Source organism: Luteococcus sediminum (assembly GCF_054783495.1).
This window is the reverse complement of the sequence record NZ_BAAGQL010000013.1, coordinates 437,073-453,244: the sequence shown is the minus strand read 5'-3', so window position 1 is coordinate 453,244 and position 16,172 is coordinate 437,073. Positions and strand designations below refer to the sequence as shown.

Below are 16,172 nucleotides of genomic sequence, written 5' to 3'. Positions count from 1 at the left end.
AGTTGTTTGAGGTCATCACGTTCATGACGCGGGCTGGGGTGCGGGTGGCTGGTGGCTGGTTCCCGCAGGCGGTGTGGGTTTGATGGACTCTTCTATGTCTGTCAAGCAGGGGCCATCATGGCTGAACTGGCTTCGAGGGCCCGGTAGAGGCGGCGGGCCAGGTAGCGCTTGATGCAGCGTCTGATCTCTTTGGTGCTCAGCCCTTCAGCTTTGCGACGTTGGACGTAGGCGCGGGTTTCTGGATCATGGGTCATTCGTGTCACCGCGGCCATGTGGAGAGCGCGATTGATACGCCGGTCTCCACCGCGGTTGAGTCGGTGTCGCGTGGTGTTTCCAGAGGAGGCGGGGATCGGGTTGACGCCGGCGAGTGCCGCGAAGGCCGCCTCATTACGGAGCCGGCCGGGATGTGACCATGCGGTGTAGATCACGGCAGCCGTGACGGGTCCGACACCTACGATGTCGAGCAGCGGCGCGGCCGGGCTGTCCTTGACCAAGTCGGTGAGCTGCGTCTGGTTGTCGTCCAAGTCCACTTCGAGTGCCAGGATGCGCCGGGCTAGCCGCTTGGCCTCAGCGCGCGCGATGGCGAGGGAGAGCTCTTCGGCGCGGTGCCGCCAGGCCGAAATCTCATGGACCTGGCTGGTGGTGAGTGGCTTGCGTGCATCGATTCCCAGTTCGGTGGCGCGAACGATCGCGGTCAGCGCATTGAGGTAAGCAGTCTTCTCTGTGGTCATCTGCTCGCGGGCAGCGGTGAGGAATCGCAGGGCGGCGCGGATGCCGTTGTCGGCCCGGGGATGGCGCAGTTGCTCGACTTCGAGGGCCAAGACAGCGGTGGCCATGCGTTGTGCGTCGAGGGGATCCGACTTCCCGACGCCGCGTCGGGCTCGGGAGTCCATTCGGGGGGCCTCTACTAGGGGGTAGCCCGCATGGGCAGCGGCACGTGCGATGGCTGCACCGTATGTTGCCACGCATTCCACGACCCAGAGGGTGTCCAGGTCGCCACCGGTGGTCCGGCCGACCCAGTTCAGTGCTCGAGCGATACCGCCAGACGTGCTCGGAAACTGCTTGATTCCCAGGGTTTGCCCGGTAGAGGTGGCCAGTACTGCGTAGGTGTGGCTGCGGGCGTGGGTGTCCACGCCGACGACGAAATCGCGGGTTTGCGCGACGCTTGCCATGGCGAGTGTCCTTCCAGTCGATCCTTGATTTGGAGCCGCGTGGGCCGGATCACTGGCCTGGGGAGGGGGACACGTCGGGGCAGTACTGTGATGAGTCACGTCACCGAGCTGGGCTGACGGACAGTCTTCTGATCAAGCCATCGAAGTGGGCCAAGTCGGCGCCGGCCACCCTCTGCGGAGACGGACAGGTCCATCGCAACGCACTCCAAGAGGCGAGTAGTTGTAAGAGTCACGACCCGCATCGGACGGCACGGCGCCAACCTTGCCAGCCAGTTCCAGACCAGCCACCACCAGACTCACAGTAGTTGTAGTGGACGTTCCAGACCTTGATGGCTGCGCTGCGGTGGGCGTCTGAGGTGAACGGTCGGGCGTAGAGGAATTCCTCGGCCAGGATCCGGTTGTAGCGTTCGACCTTGCCGTTGTGTCGGGGGGTGTAGGCCCGGATGTACTGGTGCTTCGCGACGTGGCCGGTGATGGAGCGTTCGAAGGCGTGGGCCTTGTAGCAGGGCCCGTTGTCGGTGACCAGCCGGGTGATCCGGCCGATTCCGTGGAGCGAGAACCAGGCGCGGGCGCGGGCCCAGAACCCGATCACGGTGGTGGCTTTCTCGTCGGGCAGGGCTTCGGTGTAGGCCAGCCTGCTGAACCCGTCGATGGCCGAGTGGAAGTAGGTGTAACCCACCTTCTGGCCCTTCTTCGCGCGGTTCGCTTGGCGTGCTTGGTCGCAGTCGCGGCCGTGGATGCGCCAGCCGCCGCCGTCGGGGATCTTGCCCGCCAACTTCGGCGTCCATGTGGATCATGTGGCCGGGGTAGCGGGCGGTGATCTTCTGGGGTTCCCGCACGGGTTCGCCGTCGAGGTCGAGGAAGCGACGCCGGTGCAGGTTGTGGAGCCGTAGGTGGCGTTGGATCGTGGAGGTCGAGACCCGTAAGCCGTGTTTCTCGGCGAGTTCGGTGCTGATCTTGGCCGCGGACCACTTCTTGGCCCGGCGCAGCTTCAGCGCTTCCTCGATCACGTTGTCGGGGGTTCGGGTGGGGCTGGTGTGTGGGGCGCTGGAGCCGTCCAGCAGGCCTGGGTCGCCGAGGTCGCGGTGCCGGTTGACCCATTTGGAGGCGCAGGCGCGGGAGATGCCCATCTCCTTCGCGACGTGGGCGATCGGGCGGTGCTGGCAGCGTTCCACGAGCCGGCGGCGGCCCTCCAGGGACAGGGGTGCGTTAGCGTGGGTGTTCAAGGGCAGGTCTTTCTGACTCAACGTGATGACGGCTTAGACACCACTCATCCTGTCGAGAGACCTGCCCCCTTCGCATCCCCAGCCGTGTCTACAACGTCATGACCCGCAACAACTAGGTGCTGCGAGTGATCGGCACCCTCACCACAGGCAGATGGCCAGCGCGGCCAGGCTGAAGGCGATCTCGACGAGGCCCACCTGGGCCGGCCGGATGGTGCGGTCGCGCCGCGGGCCGATCCACGGCAGCAGCCAGGCCTTGGCCGTCGACAGGACGAAGAAGACGATCCAGGCCGTGCCGGCAAGGCCGTGGCGGTGGCCTGCCAGCGCCAGCAGGACCCAGACTGCGTGCCAGCCCACCGAGGCCGCCACCCAGCCGGGCTTGCCGCGCTCCCGGATGAGGGTCTTGACGACGAAGACGGTGCCGAAGAAGTAGCCGAACAGGGCCAGCGCATCGGCCAGCCTCGGATGGGGCCAGGCGACCCAGGCGGCCTGGGGCGTGGTGAACTCCAGGATGGGCACCAGCAGGCAGGCTGCCAGCACGGTGCACAGGCCCGAGAGCAGCGCCCGCTCGTGGCGGCGGCTGGTGAGCCACAGTGCGGTGCCGAGCAATGGGCAGAAGAAGGGCACCCACCACAGCAGCGGCCAACCTCCCAGCAACAGCGTCGCCACGCCCGCCAGCGCGGCCAGGCCGGCCCAGGTCAGCAGGGCGGGCAGGTGGCTGGCGCGCCGGCGTGGTGCGGCCTTGAGCCACAGGCCGCAGGCGTTGAAGGCGAAGTAGCCCAGCAGCCAGGTGGCGGCCAGAGGCAGGGCCCAGGCAGGCAGTCCGTCCCGCGACCGCACCACGAGCCCCACCAGCAGCGGGGCGACGAGCATGGCCCATGCGCCGTGCTGCTGCGGGATCCACCCGCGGTTGCCTGACATCCTGCCCATGACCCCAGATTATCCCGGCATCAGCCGGGGGAAATCCGGGGTGGGGTCAGCGGACCTCGGTACGGGTCAGCGTGTACTTCGGGTTCTGCGCGATGATCGTCGTCTGTCCCACCAGCTCGTTGAGGCGGGCACGCCAGGGCAGGTGCGAGTTGTAGACGCACCACAGCTCGCCACCCTTGCGCAGCACGCGGGCGGCATCGGCGAACATCTCCAGTGCCGGCCCCGACTCCTTCGCGTGCCCGACGTGGAAGGGCGGATTGGTGACCAGGATGTCGAGGGAGTCGTCGGCGAACTCGCCCAGGCCGTCGCGCCACAGCACGTCAACGCGCACGTCATTGGCCTTCGCGGTCAGCCGGGTGGCCTCCACGGCCGACCAGGCAACGTCGCTGGCCATCACGTGGGCGGTGCGGAAGCGGCGGGCCAGCAGCGTGGCCAGGACGCCGTTGCCGCAGCCCAGGTCGAGCACCTGGAGCGCCCCGCCCTCGACGGCCGCCTCCGATGGCGAACCGCCGACCAGCTTTCCGACCTTGCCGATGTTGTCCACGAGCATCCTCGTGCCCGGGTCCACCTTGGCCGCGGCGAAGGTGTTGCCGTGGGCCCACAACTCGACGCCCAGGTCGGCGTGGGTCTTGGAGCGCGGCCAGCTGGGCTCGCTGTCATAGGGCAGCCGGGCGTGCAGCACCCGCGACTTCTGGCGGCCCAGGGAGGCGTTGACCGACCCGAAGTGCGTCAGCAGCACCTCGTTCATGCTCAGGGTCATGTGCTTCACCCGGGAACCGGCCACGACCCGCACATCCCGGTCGGCATGGTTGGCGATCAGCTCAGCGTACTCGTCGAGCCCGCCGAGTCCTTTGGGCAGGCGCATCCAGACCAGGTCGGCCCCGGTCAGTGCCTCCTGCAGGCTGTCGGCGAGCAACTCCTCGGGCACCTCCTGGCGTTCGCGCAGGTCGTCGCACCACAGCACCACCTCGTCGGCGGTCTCGCGCGCCCGCTCCACCAGGGCGGGGGCGTCCAGCAGGACGAGGCGCCGGGCGCGGGCGCCCTCGGTCACGTCGGTCGATTCGTCGGCGATCAGCAGGTCAACGGGGTCGGTCTCAAGCACATGCCCATCCTCCCAGCACAGGGGGCGGATCGCCGCATCGTGCCGGGCCACCCACAGTTCAGTGTCGTCAGTGCGAGGCTGTAGGTTGTGGGCATGGCAATGGAGCCACTGCAGATCCACGTGGTCGCCGACTCGACAGGAGAGACGGCGGCTCGTCTGGCGCGCGCGGCCCAGGCCCAGTTCACCAACACCGCCTTCACCATCGTGCGCCACCCGCGCATCAGCACCCCGGAAGCACTGTTCACCGTCTTCGACCACCTGCGCTCCGCCGTCACCGAACAGCCCGAGGTGCGCCACGTGGTGCTCTACACGCTGGTCAACGAGCACATGCGCGAACTGGTCGCGGGCGCCTGCGCCGAGCTCCAGCTCGCCAGCGCCGACCTGCTCGGTGGCACCCTGGCAGCCTTCGAGCAGGCCACCGGAGCCGAGGCCGACGAGGTGGTGCGCCGCCCCGTCGCGGTCGAGGCCGACTACTTCGAGCGGATCAGCGCCATGGAGTTCGCCGTGCGCAATGACGACGGCGCCATCCCGGAGGCCCTGCGCGAGTGCGACATCTGCCTGGTGGGCGCCTCCCGCTCGGGCAAGACTCCGTTGAGCATCTACCTGGGCTACTGCGGCTACCGCACCGTCAACGTCCCCCTGGTGCCCGGCATCGCCCCGCCCCGGGAGCTGATGGGCCTGGAGCGCTGGCGGATCGTCGGGCTGACGATCGATGCCGAACGGCTCAACCAGATCCGCAACCGGCGGGTCAAGGGCTTGGGCGGATTCGGGACCAAGGACGGCTATGCCGACCTGGCAAGCATCTACGACGAGCTCGACGAGATCACCAAAGTGCAGCGCCGCCTCGGCTGCCCCGTCGTCGACACCACCGGACTGGCACTGGAGGAGGCCGCGGCGCGCGTGATCGACATCGTCGACGACCGCGCCCGCCGGGCTGGTGCCCAGCTGCGCAGACCGGCAGGAAGCCTGAAGATCAGGCCGTGACCGGGCAGGACCCACGAACCTCCCGTCGCACCCTGCGACGGGCACAACTGAAGACCGGGTGCCAGCCACCCGACCCTGGGCCGGATGGCATGTCATCAGGCCTGCACCTGTAGCGGAACCAAAGGAGATTCCCGGATGAGCGAGAAGTACATCTACGACCTGCACGAGGGCGATGCCACCATGAAGCCCCTGCTCGGTGGCAAGGGTGCCGGCGTGGCCGAGATGCACAGGGTGGGGGTCCCCGTCCCCGATGCCTTCACCGTCACCACCAATGCCAGCGTCGAGACCATGAAGTCGGGCGGCACCTGGCCCGAGGGCCTCAAGGAGCAGGTGGCCGAGGCCCTCAAGCGCCTCGAGGAGCGCACCGGCAAGGTGCTCGGCGGCAAGGAGAACCCCCTGCTGCTCAGCGTCCGCTCCGGCGCCGTGGTCTCGATGCCCGGCATGATGGACACGATCCTGAATCTGGGCATCAGCGACGAGACCGTCCAGGCCGTCGCCACCGAGTCCGGCAACGAGCGCTTCGCCTGGGACTGCTACCGCCGCTTCATCCAGATGTACGGCGAGGTCGTGGAGGGCGTCGACGCCCACGCCTACGAGGACGCCCTGACCAACATGAAGTCGCGCAAGGGCGTGGAGCAGGACACCGACCTGAGTGCCGAGGACCTCAAGAAGCTCGTCGACGAGTTCAAGAAGATCAGCAACGAGGCCCTGGGTGGCGACTGGACCACCGATCCGGTCGAGCAGCTCAACCGCGCCATCAATGCCGTCTTCCGCAGCTGGCAGAACCCGCGCGCCGACGTCTACCGCAAGGCCAATGGCATCTCCGCCGAGCTGGGCACCGCCGTCAACGTGATGCAGATGGTCTTCGGCAACCGCGGTGAGACCTCGGCCACCGGCGTCTGCTTCACCCGCAACCCCTCCACCGGTGCCAGCGAGCTCTACGGCGAGTTCCTGGTCAATGCCCAGGGCGAGGACGTCGTGGCCGGCATCCGCACCCCGCGCCCGCTGGCCGAGATGGAGGCCGTCCTGCCCGAGGCCTATGCGCAGCTCACCGACACGATGAAGAAGATGGAGGCGCACTACAAGGACATGCAGGACATGGAGTTCACCATCGAGAATGGCAAGCTCTACCTGCTGCAGACCCGCAACGGCAAGCGCACCGCCGCCGCCGCGCTGAAGGTGGCCAGCGACCTGGTCGACGAGGGCGTCATCGACAAGACCGAGGCCCTCAACCGCATCGAGCCCGGCCAGCTGGACCAGCTGCTGCACCCCGCCATCGACCCCAACCACGGCAAGAAGGCCATCGCCAAGGGCCTGCCGGCCAGCCCCGGCGCCGCCGTCGGTGAGGTCGTCTTCGACGCCGACACCGCCGCCGAGCGCGGCGGCAAGGGTGAGCCCGTCGTCCTGGTCCGCTTCGAGACCACCCCCGACGACATCGCCGGCGTCCTGGTCTGCCAGGGCATCCTCACCGCCCACGGCGGCATGACCTCGCACGCGGCCGTCGTGGCCCGCGGCATGGGCAAACCGTGCGTCGCCGGTGCCGCCGGGATCAAGATCGACCCGGTCGCCAAGACCCTCACCATCGGTGACAAGGTCTTCGCCGAGGGCGACGTGGTCACCCTCAACGGCTCCACCGGTGAGGTCTTCGGCGAGGCCCTCGAGCTCATCCCGCCGCAGATCAACGAGGACTTCCAGAAGGTCGTCGGCTGGGCGGACGAAGTGCGCACCATGGGCGTGCGGGCCAATGCCGAGACCTTCGAGGACGCCAGCAAGGCCCGTGAGCTGGGTGCCGAGGGCATTGGCCTGTGCCGCACCGAGCACATGTTCTTCGGTGCCGACCGCCTGCCGGCCGTGCGCGAGATGATCACGGCGGAGAACTCCGAGCAGCGCGCTGCCGCCCTGGAGAAGATCCTGCCGATGCAGCAGGCCGACTTCGAGGGTGTCTTCACCGCGATGAAGGGGCTGCCCGTCACCGTGCGCCTGCTCGACCCGCCGCTGCACGAGTTCCTGCCCAACCTGGTGGACCAGAGCCTGCTGGTGCAGAAGCTGGAGCTCACCAATGCCCCGGCCGCCGAGATCGAGGACGCCCGCCGTGTCCTGGGACAGGTGAAGAAGCTGCACGAGCAGAACCCGATGCTCGGCACGCGTGGCTGCCGCCTGGCGATGCTCTACCCCGAGATTCCCGACATGCAGGCCCGCGCCATCATCCGCGCGGCGCTGGCAGTGCTGGAGCGCGAGGGCGAGACCATCGACATCGAGATCATGATTCCGCTGGTGGCCCTGCCCGCCGAGCTGAAGAAGCAGCGCGAGATCGTCGAGGCGGCCGTCAAGGAGGAGTTCGAGAAGGCCGGCAAGGAGCTGCCGTACACCATCGGCACCATGATCGAGCTGCCGCGCGCCGCGATGGTGGCCGACCAGATCGCCGAGCATGCCGACTTCTACTCCTTCGGAACCAACGACCTGACCCAGACCACGATCGGCATCAGCCGTGACGATGCCGAGAACGGTTTCCTGAGCGCCTACGTCGTCGACGGTGTGCTGCCCAAGAATCCCTTCGAGTCGATCGACGTCGACGGCGTGGGTGCCGTGGTGCGCACGGGTGTGGAGAAGGGTCGTTCGGCCAAGGCCGACCTGAAGTGCGGCGTCTGCGGTGAGCACGGCGGCGACCCCGAGTCCATCGACTTCTTCCAGTCGGTCGGTCTCGACTACGTCTCCTGCTCGCCCTTCCGCGTGCCCGTCGCCCGCTTCGCGGCGGCCAAGGCGGCCATGGCCCAGGGGAAGTGATCTGGGGAGCATGAGCCCCTGACCACAACGGTCAGGTTCGGACAGGCTTCGGCCCCGGTCCCCAGCTGGGGATCGGGGCCGAAGCCGCTCTGCCGTCGGGCCGCAGGTCCCCAGCCGACATGGCAGGCTGGAGGTCTTCGACCGAGGAGGACACGTGGACACCCGACGCCTGGCCCTGGACCTGGCCACCGAGCACGACCTGCACGCCGTGGCGGTGGTCGTCGAGGGCGACCATGACGCCGAGCGGCACGCCCGGCTGCTGGCCGAGGCCGTCGACGAGGTGCAGGGCCTCTGCCAGGCCCACGACTGGCCCGTGTGGTGGCTGGAACGCGACGACGATGGCGCCGTGCTGGTGGTCAACGGGCTGGCGATGGACATCAAGCAGGCCCTGGTGGAGCTGGAGGACGAGCACCCGCTGGGTCCCTGGTGGAACCTCGACCTGGTCACCGTGCTCCCCGACGGCAAGCCGGGGGAGTGGCACCGGAGCCCCATGCGCCCCGAACCGCGCCAGCCCCGCCCACTCGATCAGCTGGCTCCGGCGCTGGCCGAGCTCGACGACTGAACAGCCCGGCCCCAGGTCGGGCGACGGCCTGCCCCCAACGAGGGGGGACGGGCCGTCACGGTGATTGTCGGCAGCTCGCCCTTGACCGGCCGTGACCGACGATGAACCGCAGCCGGGCCTCGTCCAAGGCCTTCAGATTGGCCGATGACAGCATCCCAGCATCGGCGACCACGATCACATCGGCCAGGTGATGGCGGGCCTGGAAGGCTTCGAGGGTGGGGATGATGGTCTGGGTTTCGGCCAAGTTCGGTTCCCAGGAGCCGATCTCCAGCGGAAAGCCCTGCCGGTCGACGAGCAGGCCGACGAGGATCTGCGGATCGGCCCGGCACTCTTTCGAGTACCCGACCTGGCGCAACTCGTCCTCGTCTTCCGCCTCGAAGTACAGGGTCGTGACGTCGTAGAGCGCCAAGGCTGCATCCCCATGCTGGGCGGCGTGCTGGTAGCAGGCGGTGGCCAGCTGGTCGCGATAGCCTCGCTCCGCGATCCGTCGCAAACACCGGTGCATCGTGGAGCGGTGCACCGGCGTGATGCCCAGGTCAGCCAGGACCCGGGCCCTGTCCAGCATCGAGATCGGCTCGACGATCCTGGCCAGCACGAGCTGGAAGAAGGCCTCATCACGGACCTGCTCGAAGCCCAGCGCGGACCATGCCGTCTGGATCGCCTCGACCAGTACCGCTGATCGGCTGCCCGTGACCACCGCTGATTGACCACCGCTGATTGCATGGCTGTAGGGCCGCCGAAGTCCAGCATCACTTGGTCTGGAGCGGTCAGTTTCGCCCGGCCGGCGGTCATCAGCGCGGCCAGTTCGGCCTCGTCATGGGCGCAGCCGAGATGCTCCACGATCCGGCGAACACCACCAGCCTTGTCCACGATATGCACCGCAGTCGCGCCCGAAGCAGTCTTCACCTTGAGCAGATGTGTCCCGCGTCAAGTAGTTGGCAGGATTTCGGGCTCGGGAAAGGTGGGGATCGCGGGATCGGCCAGGCCGCAGTGGACCTGTGAGGGCCGGTTCCAGGCCAAGGGCTCGTGGGGTCGGATGGTGTTGAACTCAGCCCGGTAGGCATCGGCCTCTCGGACGAGGTCGAGAGCATCGTCGATCTGTTCGCGGTAGAGACGCTCGTACTTCAGGCTCTGGAAGGCCCGTTCACGGACCCGGGCCTTCACCCCGGATCGTGGACACGGTGGTGGTTGATTACGCTGCGGTTGGCAGCGTAGCGGCCCGGAGGGCCTCGTAAGTGTTCGGGGACAGGTAGCCGCACCAGGAATGGCGACGGCGGGTGTTGTAGCGGGTGACCCAGCGAAAGACCTGACGGCGACACAACTGCGGCCCAGCGAACGTGGCCTGCGCGGCGAGGAGTTCGCGTTGGAGGGTGGCGTTGAACGACTCGGCCAGACTGTTGTCGGAGCTCGTCCCCACGGCCCCCATCGACTGGGTCACCCCGAGACCCTTGCAGAGTTTGGCGTAGGCCTTCGAGGTGTAGACGGCAGGTTCAGCGGGTGGACGCAGCAGAGGCAGAACCCGAGGAACAGCCTTAGCCAGCGCCCACTTGGGGAGGTGACGGCAGGACGAGAAGCGGACCGAGGAACCAAGATGCTCCTAACACCCGCTCTGCAGGGCAAGCACCCGCCGGACGGCGGGGTGGCGAATCCGTTCGAAGGCACTGCGGTACGGGCCGCTGATCCCGACAGCTTGGCACCACAAATGCACGAGCTCGCCGGCGTCGCGTTCGTCGCGGGCCAGGACGAAGGGCTGGACAATGTCGAGGCCGTCGTCGGCTTCGCGACAGTTGCCGGATCGCCAGTTGCGCCTTCCAGTTGCCGCGCGGCTTGGGCGAGGGCGATGCCGGCCCGCCACAGGTCGAGCGCCTCGTTGCCGGCGAGCTCGTGCCCCATGATCCTCACTTGCTCGCCGGTGAGCAGGCGGGTGAAGTGTTCGGTGCGCACCGACGATCTGGTGCGCACCGCGCCGGGGACGGCCTTGTTGTTCCAGTCGGCCAGGTAGGTCTCGTGCCACTCACAGGTGGTGATCCAGGGCAGTCGCCAGATGAGCGGTTCGCTTCGGCCTTCCTCGGTGCAGTGGGGGCAGCTTCGGGGCCGGCGCAGCCACATCCAGGGCCGTTTGGTCACGACACCGCTCGCGAGGCAGGCGCCCAGGTCGAAGGCGATTCCGTCCAGCGACTGCAGGTGATGGCATGCACCTGGTGCGCGGTGATGTTCAGCCGCGCCGCGGCTGTCTGGGCCGCGGTGGGGGTGATGGTCACCGCGTGGGCTTTCACGGTGAGCTGACGTTCCAGGATCGACAGCGGGCACCTGAACACGGCGGCCATACGTGCCAGGTAGGACGCCCAGCTCTCGGGTCGGCCACCCCGCTTCTGCTCGACCAGCTGCCGCACGCGCTTCACCTACGTCAAGAAGCAGCTCCTGCAGACGTGGCGCATGTTGGAAGACGCGCGGTGCATCCGCGGTTGCGGCGAGCGGGTCGACGAGATCATGCGCCAGCAGGCCCAGTGCCGCTGGCTCCTGGAGCGGTACCAGGTCTTCGACCCGGCTGGCGACAATGAGCGCCACGAATCACAGCAAGCCCTGCAGAGGCTGCAGGAACCGACACCATCTCAGGACTGGCTCGCAGCAGCGCAAGCCCTGATCCGCCTCCGCCCCGAAGCCTGAGGAAGCACCCCATGGGACTTGACCCCGCACCAGTCGAGCCCTGCGGCGGCCTGAACCGCGGCGCGTCGGATGGCCGGCGGTGTGGGGTCTGGCCCCCATCTCGGCGTGGACGCCCGCCCATCCACCAGCTCCACTGCTGCATCAACCACCCGTGCGGGGGCACGCTGGACGTGTCGGGTTGGCCACGGGTGTGGCCGCCCCTGGAGAAGCGATGAACCCCTGACCTGTGGAGGAACCATGGACGCCCACATCACCACCTGTCCTGCCTGCAAGACCCGCAACCGGGTCCCCGCGGTGGCTGCCGGGGTGCCGCAGTGCGCCACCTGCCACGCGCCATTGCCCTGGATCGCCGACGCCCACGACGCCGACTTCGCCGCTGTCAGCGACTCGTCGAAGCTGCCGGTCCTGGTGGACCTGTGGGCGCCGTGGTGCGGCCCCTGCAAGCAGTACTCGCCGGTGCTGGAGAGGCTCGCCGCGCAGTACGCCGGCCGTCTCAAGCTGGTGAAGGTCAACGTCGACGAGTCGCCAGCCACGCAGGCCTCCTTCGGCGTCCAGTCGATCCCGACGCTGGTACTGCTGCGGGATGGCCAGGTGGTGGCCCGACAGGCCGGTGCCATGTCGTTGGGGGCCCTGCGGCGCTGGGTCGAGCCGCACCTGGACTGACCTCACCTGTCGACGATCATCCCGGCCACCGTCAAGCAGGCGCATGCGCAGGGTTTCGAGATCGCCAACCACACCTATGACCACAAGCCGACCAGCGACCTGCCGGACGCGAAGGTGGCGTGGGAGGTCAGGCGCACCAATGCGGCCCTGCAGAAGATCACCGGCCAGAAGCCGACGCTGATGCGTCCGCCCTATGCCGCCCGCACGCAGCGCACGGACAAGGTCGTCGGCGCCAACGGGCTGGCCGTCGTGGTGTGGGAACAACTCACCGGAGGACTGGGTGGCCGGCCACAACACGGCGGCGGTCATCACGAAGCTCACGGTGCAGCGCGCCAGCCGGAACTCCATCCTGCTGATGCACGACATCCACCTGTGGACCGTGGATGCGGCCGCTCCCACCATCGACACGCTGCAGAAGCAGGGCTACACGCTGGTCACGGTCAGCCAGCTGCTGGGCTCCACGAAGCCCGGGAAGCTCTACCCGGCGGCCTGACGCGCCAGTCGACTGGCCAGGTGCGGTTGGAGCTCGAGCCCCACCTCCTCGCGAGGTGACCCCGATCTCTTGCGTCAGGGCCCGGTAGCCTCGAAGCATGCCCAGCCACCTTGATCCTCCAGTGACCGCCCTGACGTCCCAGCCCCGGCCCGGCTGGTCGATGCGACGCAGGCTGCTGCTGGTGGCCGCCTCCACCGTCCCGCTGGCCTTCGCCGCCGCGCTGGAGTGGGTCAAGGGCCGCGACGGCATCGGCACCGTCGCCTTCGTCGCACTGAGCGCCGCTGGCTACCTGTTGGCGATGTACGGACGCATGCCGGACGAGGTGAACGTTGCCGGTAGCGGAGCCAAGTTCACCCCCGAGCAACGCCTGGAGGTGCAGGCCATCCTCGACGAGATGGCGGCCGAGCAGCTCGAGGAGATCGCCACCGACGGGTCCGACGAGATGCGCGAACTGGCCAGCGACGCCCTCGACTTCCGCGACCGAGCCCGCGCCTACCTGGAGCAGGCTGCCACGCTGGAGGGCTTCAGCCTGTCGTCCACCGGCCACGGCAGCCTCGACGCCGGCCCAATCCTGGGCCTGGTGCGCGCCGTCAACGGCATCGTCCTCACCCGTGACGACCGGGTCGTGGCCGTCGACCTGGGCGAGGCCGAGCTCTCCTCGCTGGAGCTGGCCGCCCGGGGCGTCACCCATGTGCTGGAGGTGCAGCGCACCCACGTCACCGTTCGCCGCGTCAGCGACGACACCTCGCTCTACTCCTCCGACCGCACGATCAGCGTCGACCAGCTACGACGGGCGCTGCGTGCCGTTACCCAGGACACCACCCACACCGCCTGACCTCACGCAGACATGAAGCAGGCCGGGGCTCCCGTGGTGGGAGCCCCGGCCTGTTGGTCGGGTCAGACGATGCGCAGTTCGTCGGTGTCGGGATCGACATCGAAGGTGACCACGGCCCCGTCGACGATCTCGCCGGCGAGCAGCTTGCGGGCGAGCTGGTCCTCGATGGTGGTCTGCACCAGGCGACGCAGCGGGCGGGCGCCGTAGACCGGATCGAAGCCGTTGCGGGCCAGCCATTCCTTGCCCTCGTCGGTGACGTCGATCACGATGCGACGCTCCGCGAGCCGAGCGTTGATCTTGTCGAGGTTCGTGTCGACGATGTGGGTGAGGTCCTCCAGCGTCAGCGGGTCGAACATCACGATCTCGTCCAGCCGGTTCAGGAATTCGGGACGGAAGGCCTGCCGCACCACACCCATCACAGCCTCATGCTTGGCCTCGTCATCCAGGCTCGTGTCCGCGAGGAACTGGCTTCCCAGGTTGCTGGTCAGGATCAGGATGGTGTTGCGGAAGTCCACCGTACGGCCCTGCCCGTCGGTCAGGCGGCCGTCGTCGAGCACCTGCAGCAGGATGTTGAACAGGTCCGGGTGGGCCTTCTCCACCTCGTCCAGCAGCACCACGCTGTAGGGGCGGCGACGCACGGCCTCGGTGAGCTGGCCGCCCTCCTCGTAACCGACATAGCCGGGAGGCGCACCGACCAGGCGGCTGACCGAGTGCTTCTCGGAGTACTCGGACATGTCGATGCGGATCATGGCCGTCTCGTCGTCGAACAGGAAGTCGGCCAGGGACTTGGCCAGCTCGGTCTTGCCGACGCCGGTGGGGCCGAGGAAGAGGAAGCTGCCGGTGGGCCGGTTCGGGTCACTGATCCCGGCACGGCTGCGCCGCACGGCATCGGCGACGGCCGTGACGGCCTTCTTCTGGCCGATCAATCGCTTGCCGATGTGCTCTTCCATGTGGAGCAGCTTGTCGGACTCGCCCTGCAGCATCTTGCCGACGGGGATACCGGTCCAGGCGCTGACCACCTCGGCGATGTCGGTGGCGGTGACCTCGTCGGCCACCATCCGTTCCGCCTTCTCCTGGTCCTCGGCCTGCTTGGCCTGCTCCAGCTCCTTCTCCAGGGCCGGGATGCGGCCATAGGAGATCTCGGCGGCCGCGGCCAGGTCGCCGGCACGCTGGGCCTTGTCGGCCTCGATGCGCAGCTGGTCGATCTGGGTCTTCAGCTCACCGATCCGGTTCAGGCCAGCCTTCTCGGCCTCCCAGCGCGCCTCCAGGCGACGCAGCTTCTCCTCGGCGTCGGCCAGCTCCTTCTCCAGGCGCTCCAGGCGGGCCTTCGAGGCGGCGTCGGACTCCTTGCTGATCGCGAACTGCTCCATCTTCATCCGGTCCACCTGACGGCGCAGCACGTCGATCTCCTCCGGAGAGGAGTCGATCTCCATCCGCAGCCGACTGGCGGCCTCGTCGACCAGGTCGATGGCCTTGTCCGGCAGCTGCCGGTTGGTGATGTAGCGGTGGGACAGGCTAGCGGCGGCCACCAGGGCGCCGTCGGTGATGCGCACCTTGTGATGGGCCTCGTAGCGCTCGCGCAGGCCGCGCAGGATCGCGATGGTGTCCTCGACGGTGGGCTCACCCACGTAGACCTGCTGGAAGCGCCGCTCCAGGGCCGGGTCCTTCTCGATGTGCTCGCGGTACTCGTCGAGCGTGGTGGCGCCGATCATGCGCAGCTCGCCGCGGGCCAGCATGGGCTTGAGCATGTTGCCCGCGTCCATGGCGCCCTCGCCGCCGGCACCGGCCCCGACGACGGTGTGCAGCTCGTCGATGAAGGTGATGATCTGCCCCTCGGACTCCTGGATCTCCTTCAACACGGCCTTGAGCCGTTCCTCGAACTCGCCACGGTACTTCGCGCCCGCCACCATGCTCGACAGGTCGAGGCTGACGACCCGGCGGCCCTTGAGGGAGTCGGGGACGTCGCCGGCCACCACGCGCTGCGCCAGGCCCTCGACGACGGCGGTCTTGCCGACGCCGGGCTCACCGATCAACACCGGGTTGTTCTTGGTGCGACGGGCCAGCACCTGCACCACCCGGCGGATCTCCTGGTCCCGGCCGATGACCGGATCCAGCTTGCCCTCGCGGGCACGCTCGGTCAGGTCAATGGAGTACTTGCCCAGCGCCGACTCGCCACCCTCGGCCTCCGGACTGGTGACGCGCCGGTCACCACGAGCCTCGGAAAAGGCTGCTTCCAGTTTCTCGGTGGTGGCGCCGGCTCCCACAAGGATCGTCTGGGCCTCCGACGGGATGGTGGTCAGGGCGATGAGCAGGTGCTCGGTGGAGACATAGGAGTCACCGAGCTTGTCGGCACGGATCTCGGCGTCGGCGAGCACCCGGGCCATGGCGCCCGACAGCTGCGGCTGCGCCACCGAGCTGCCCTGGCTGGAGGGCAGCTTGCCGATCGCGGCCTGGGCACGCTGGTCGACCTGGTCGGCGTCCACGCCCACGGCGGCCAGCAGCGGCGCGACGGAGTTCTCCGGCACCATCAGCAGGGCGTGCAGCAGGTGCTGGGGTTCGACCGTCGGATTGCCGGCGGCCAGGGCATTGCGGATCGCGGCCGAGACCGCGTCCCGGCTCATCGTGGTGAGCTTCTCAGTGTCCATCAGTGCTCCTTCGTCAGGGTGACCGCGCCGGTGGCGGGTCGTGGTCCATGGGTGGTTCGTGGGCGGTCCCGGCCTGCGGGGCTTGCTGCCCGGCGGCTGGGATCCGGTGCAC

14 protein-coding genes and 4 pseudogenes are annotated in these 16,172 nt (G+C 68.3%); 9 read left to right on the top strand and 9 right to left on the bottom strand.

Features of this window, described 5'->3' with window-relative positions; translation table 11 throughout:
- Positions 1-101 precede the first annotated feature (101 nt).
- The 4 genes and pseudogenes from ACYVKA_RS09050 to ACYVKA_RS09035 all read right to left on the bottom strand — a co-directional run bounded on the left by ACYVKA_RS09050 (position 102) and on the right by ACYVKA_RS09035 (position 4,427).
- Positions 102-1,172 carry an IS110 family RNA-guided transposase gene (locus tag ACYVKA_RS09050; RefSeq protein WP_460704742.1) on the bottom strand — a complete coding sequence of 357 codons (1,071 nt, stop codon included), beginning with the start codon at positions 1,170-1,172 and terminating at the stop codon, positions 102-104.
- 301 nt (positions 1,173-1,473) lie between these two features.
- Positions 1,474-2,398: pseudogene (locus ACYVKA_RS09045) on the bottom strand (IS481 family transposase); the annotation flags it as partial.
- Positions 2,399-2,536: 138 nt separating this feature from the next.
- Entirely contained in the window at positions 2,537-3,325 is a 789-nt protein-coding gene (locus ACYVKA_RS09040; RefSeq protein WP_460704740.1) for a YwiC-like family protein, read from the bottom strand.
- Positions 3,326-3,371: 46 nt separating this feature from the next.
- Positions 3,372-4,427 (bottom strand): class I SAM-dependent methyltransferase, encoded by a 1,056-nt coding sequence (locus ACYVKA_RS09035; protein ID WP_394277121.1) that lies wholly within the window; start codon positions 4,425-4,427, stop codon positions 3,372-3,374.
- 93 nt (positions 4,428-4,520) lie between these two features.
- Between ACYVKA_RS09035 and ACYVKA_RS09030 the strand changes: the two genes are divergently transcribed.
- The 3 genes from ACYVKA_RS09030 to ACYVKA_RS09020 all read left to right on the top strand — a co-directional run bounded on the left by ACYVKA_RS09030 (position 4,521) and on the right by ACYVKA_RS09020 (position 8,757).
- Positions 4,521-5,411 carry a pyruvate, water dikinase regulatory protein gene (locus tag ACYVKA_RS09030; RefSeq protein ID WP_394277120.1) on the top strand — a complete coding sequence of 297 codons (891 nt, stop codon included), beginning with the start codon at positions 4,521-4,523 and terminating at the stop codon, positions 5,409-5,411.
- Positions 5,412-5,546: 135 nt separating this feature from the next.
- Positions 5,547-8,195 (top strand): pyruvate, phosphate dikinase, encoded by a 2,649-nt coding sequence (gene ppdK, locus ACYVKA_RS09025; protein WP_460704738.1) that lies wholly within the window; start codon positions 5,547-5,549, stop codon positions 8,193-8,195.
- A gap of 154 nt (positions 8,196-8,349) precedes the next feature.
- A complete protein-coding gene (locus ACYVKA_RS09020) occupies positions 8,350-8,757 on the top strand; it encodes a citrate lyase holo-[acyl-carrier protein] synthase (RefSeq protein ID WP_394276528.1) in 408 nt (135 codons plus the stop codon).
- A gap of 76 nt (positions 8,758-8,833) precedes the next feature.
- On the opposite strand, the pseudogene ACYVKA_RS09015 reads toward ACYVKA_RS09020, so the two are convergent.
- The 3 genes and pseudogenes from ACYVKA_RS09015 to ACYVKA_RS09005 form a co-directional block, all read right to left on the bottom strand.
- Positions 8,834-9,672: pseudogene (locus ACYVKA_RS09015) on the bottom strand (IS1634 family transposase); the annotation flags it as partial.
- Positions 9,673-9,684: 12 nt separating this feature from the next.
- A complete protein-coding gene (locus ACYVKA_RS09010; RefSeq protein WP_394276530.1) occupies positions 9,685-9,921 on the bottom strand; it encodes a hypothetical protein in 237 nt (78 codons plus the stop codon).
- A 28-nt stretch (positions 9,922-9,949) separates the two neighbouring features.
- Positions 9,950-10,243 (bottom strand): annotated as a pseudogene (locus ACYVKA_RS09005) (integrase core domain-containing protein); the annotation flags it as partial.
- Between the two features lie 216 nt (positions 10,244-10,459).
- Between ACYVKA_RS09005 and ACYVKA_RS09000 the strand changes: the two are divergent.
- Positions 10,460-10,759: a hypothetical protein gene (locus tag ACYVKA_RS09000; RefSeq protein ID WP_460704736.1), complete on the top strand. Its 300-nt coding sequence runs from the start codon at positions 10,460-10,462 to the stop codon at positions 10,757-10,759.
- Between the two features lie 121 nt (positions 10,760-10,880).
- On the opposite strand, the gene ACYVKA_RS08995 is transcribed toward ACYVKA_RS09000, so the two are convergent.
- A complete protein-coding gene (locus tag ACYVKA_RS08995; RefSeq protein ID WP_460704734.1) occupies positions 10,881-11,150 on the bottom strand; it encodes a hypothetical protein in 270 nt (89 codons plus the stop codon).
- A gap of 43 nt (positions 11,151-11,193) precedes the next feature.
- Between ACYVKA_RS08995 and ACYVKA_RS08990 the strand changes: the two genes are divergently transcribed.
- From ACYVKA_RS08990 to ACYVKA_RS08970, 5 genes and pseudogenes are all read left to right on the top strand, one after another.
- Entirely contained in the window at positions 11,194-11,424 is a 231-nt protein-coding gene (locus ACYVKA_RS08990; protein ID WP_460704732.1) for a hypothetical protein, read from the top strand.
- 237 nt (positions 11,425-11,661) lie between these two features.
- Entirely contained in the window at positions 11,662-12,087 is a 426-nt protein-coding gene (gene trxA / locus ACYVKA_RS08985; protein ID WP_460704730.1) for a thioredoxin, read from the top strand.
- A 6-nt stretch (positions 12,088-12,093) separates the two neighbouring features.
- Positions 12,094-12,324, top strand: a pseudogene (locus ACYVKA_RS08980) (polysaccharide deacetylase family protein); the annotation flags it as partial.
- 43 nt (positions 12,325-12,367) lie between these two features.
- Positions 12,368-12,580 carry a hypothetical protein gene (locus tag ACYVKA_RS08975; protein ID WP_460704728.1) on the top strand — a complete coding sequence of 71 codons (213 nt, stop codon included), beginning with the start codon at positions 12,368-12,370 and terminating at the stop codon, positions 12,578-12,580.
- Between the two features lie 97 nt (positions 12,581-12,677).
- Entirely contained in the window at positions 12,678-13,415 is a 738-nt protein-coding gene (locus tag ACYVKA_RS08970; RefSeq protein ID WP_460704726.1) for a hypothetical protein, read from the top strand.
- A 62-nt stretch (positions 13,416-13,477) separates the two neighbouring features.
- Here ACYVKA_RS08970 and clpB read toward each other — a convergent pair whose 3' ends face one another.
- Positions 13,478-16,060 carry an ATP-dependent chaperone ClpB gene (gene clpB, locus ACYVKA_RS08965; protein WP_460704724.1) on the bottom strand — a complete coding sequence of 861 codons (2,583 nt, stop codon included), beginning with the start codon at positions 16,058-16,060 and terminating at the stop codon, positions 13,478-13,480.
- Positions 16,061-16,172 lie beyond the last annotated feature (112 nt).

Coding starts and splice junctions, on each gene's coding strand:
- ACYVKA_RS09050 (WP_460704742.1), bottom strand. CDS start 1,172: ATGGCAAGCGTCGCGCAAACCCGCGATTTCGTCGTCGGCGTGGACACC.
- ACYVKA_RS09040 (WP_460704740.1), bottom strand. CDS start 3,325: ATGGGCAGGATGTCAGGCAACCGCGGGTGGATCCCGCAGCAGCACGGC.
- ACYVKA_RS09030 (WP_394277120.1), top strand. CDS start 4,521: ATGGCAATGGAGCCACTGCAGATCCACGTGGTCGCCGACTCGACAGGA.
- ppdK (WP_460704738.1), top strand. CDS start 5,547: ATGAGCGAGAAGTACATCTACGACCTGCACGAGGGCGATGCCACCATG.
- ACYVKA_RS09000 (WP_460704736.1), top strand. CDS start 10,460: ATGCACGAGCTCGCCGGCGTCGCGTTCGTCGCGGGCCAGGACGAAGGG.
- ACYVKA_RS08990 (WP_460704732.1), top strand. CDS start 11,194: ATGTTGGAAGACGCGCGGTGCATCCGCGGTTGCGGCGAGCGGGTCGAC.
- trxA (WP_460704730.1), top strand. CDS start 11,662: ATGGACGCCCACATCACCACCTGTCCTGCCTGCAAGACCCGCAACCGG.
- ACYVKA_RS08970 (WP_460704726.1), top strand. CDS start 12,678: ATGCCCAGCCACCTTGATCCTCCAGTGACCGCCCTGACGTCCCAGCCC.
- clpB (WP_460704724.1), bottom strand. CDS start 16,060: ATGGACACTGAGAAGCTCACCACGATGAGCCGGGACGCGGTCTCGGCC.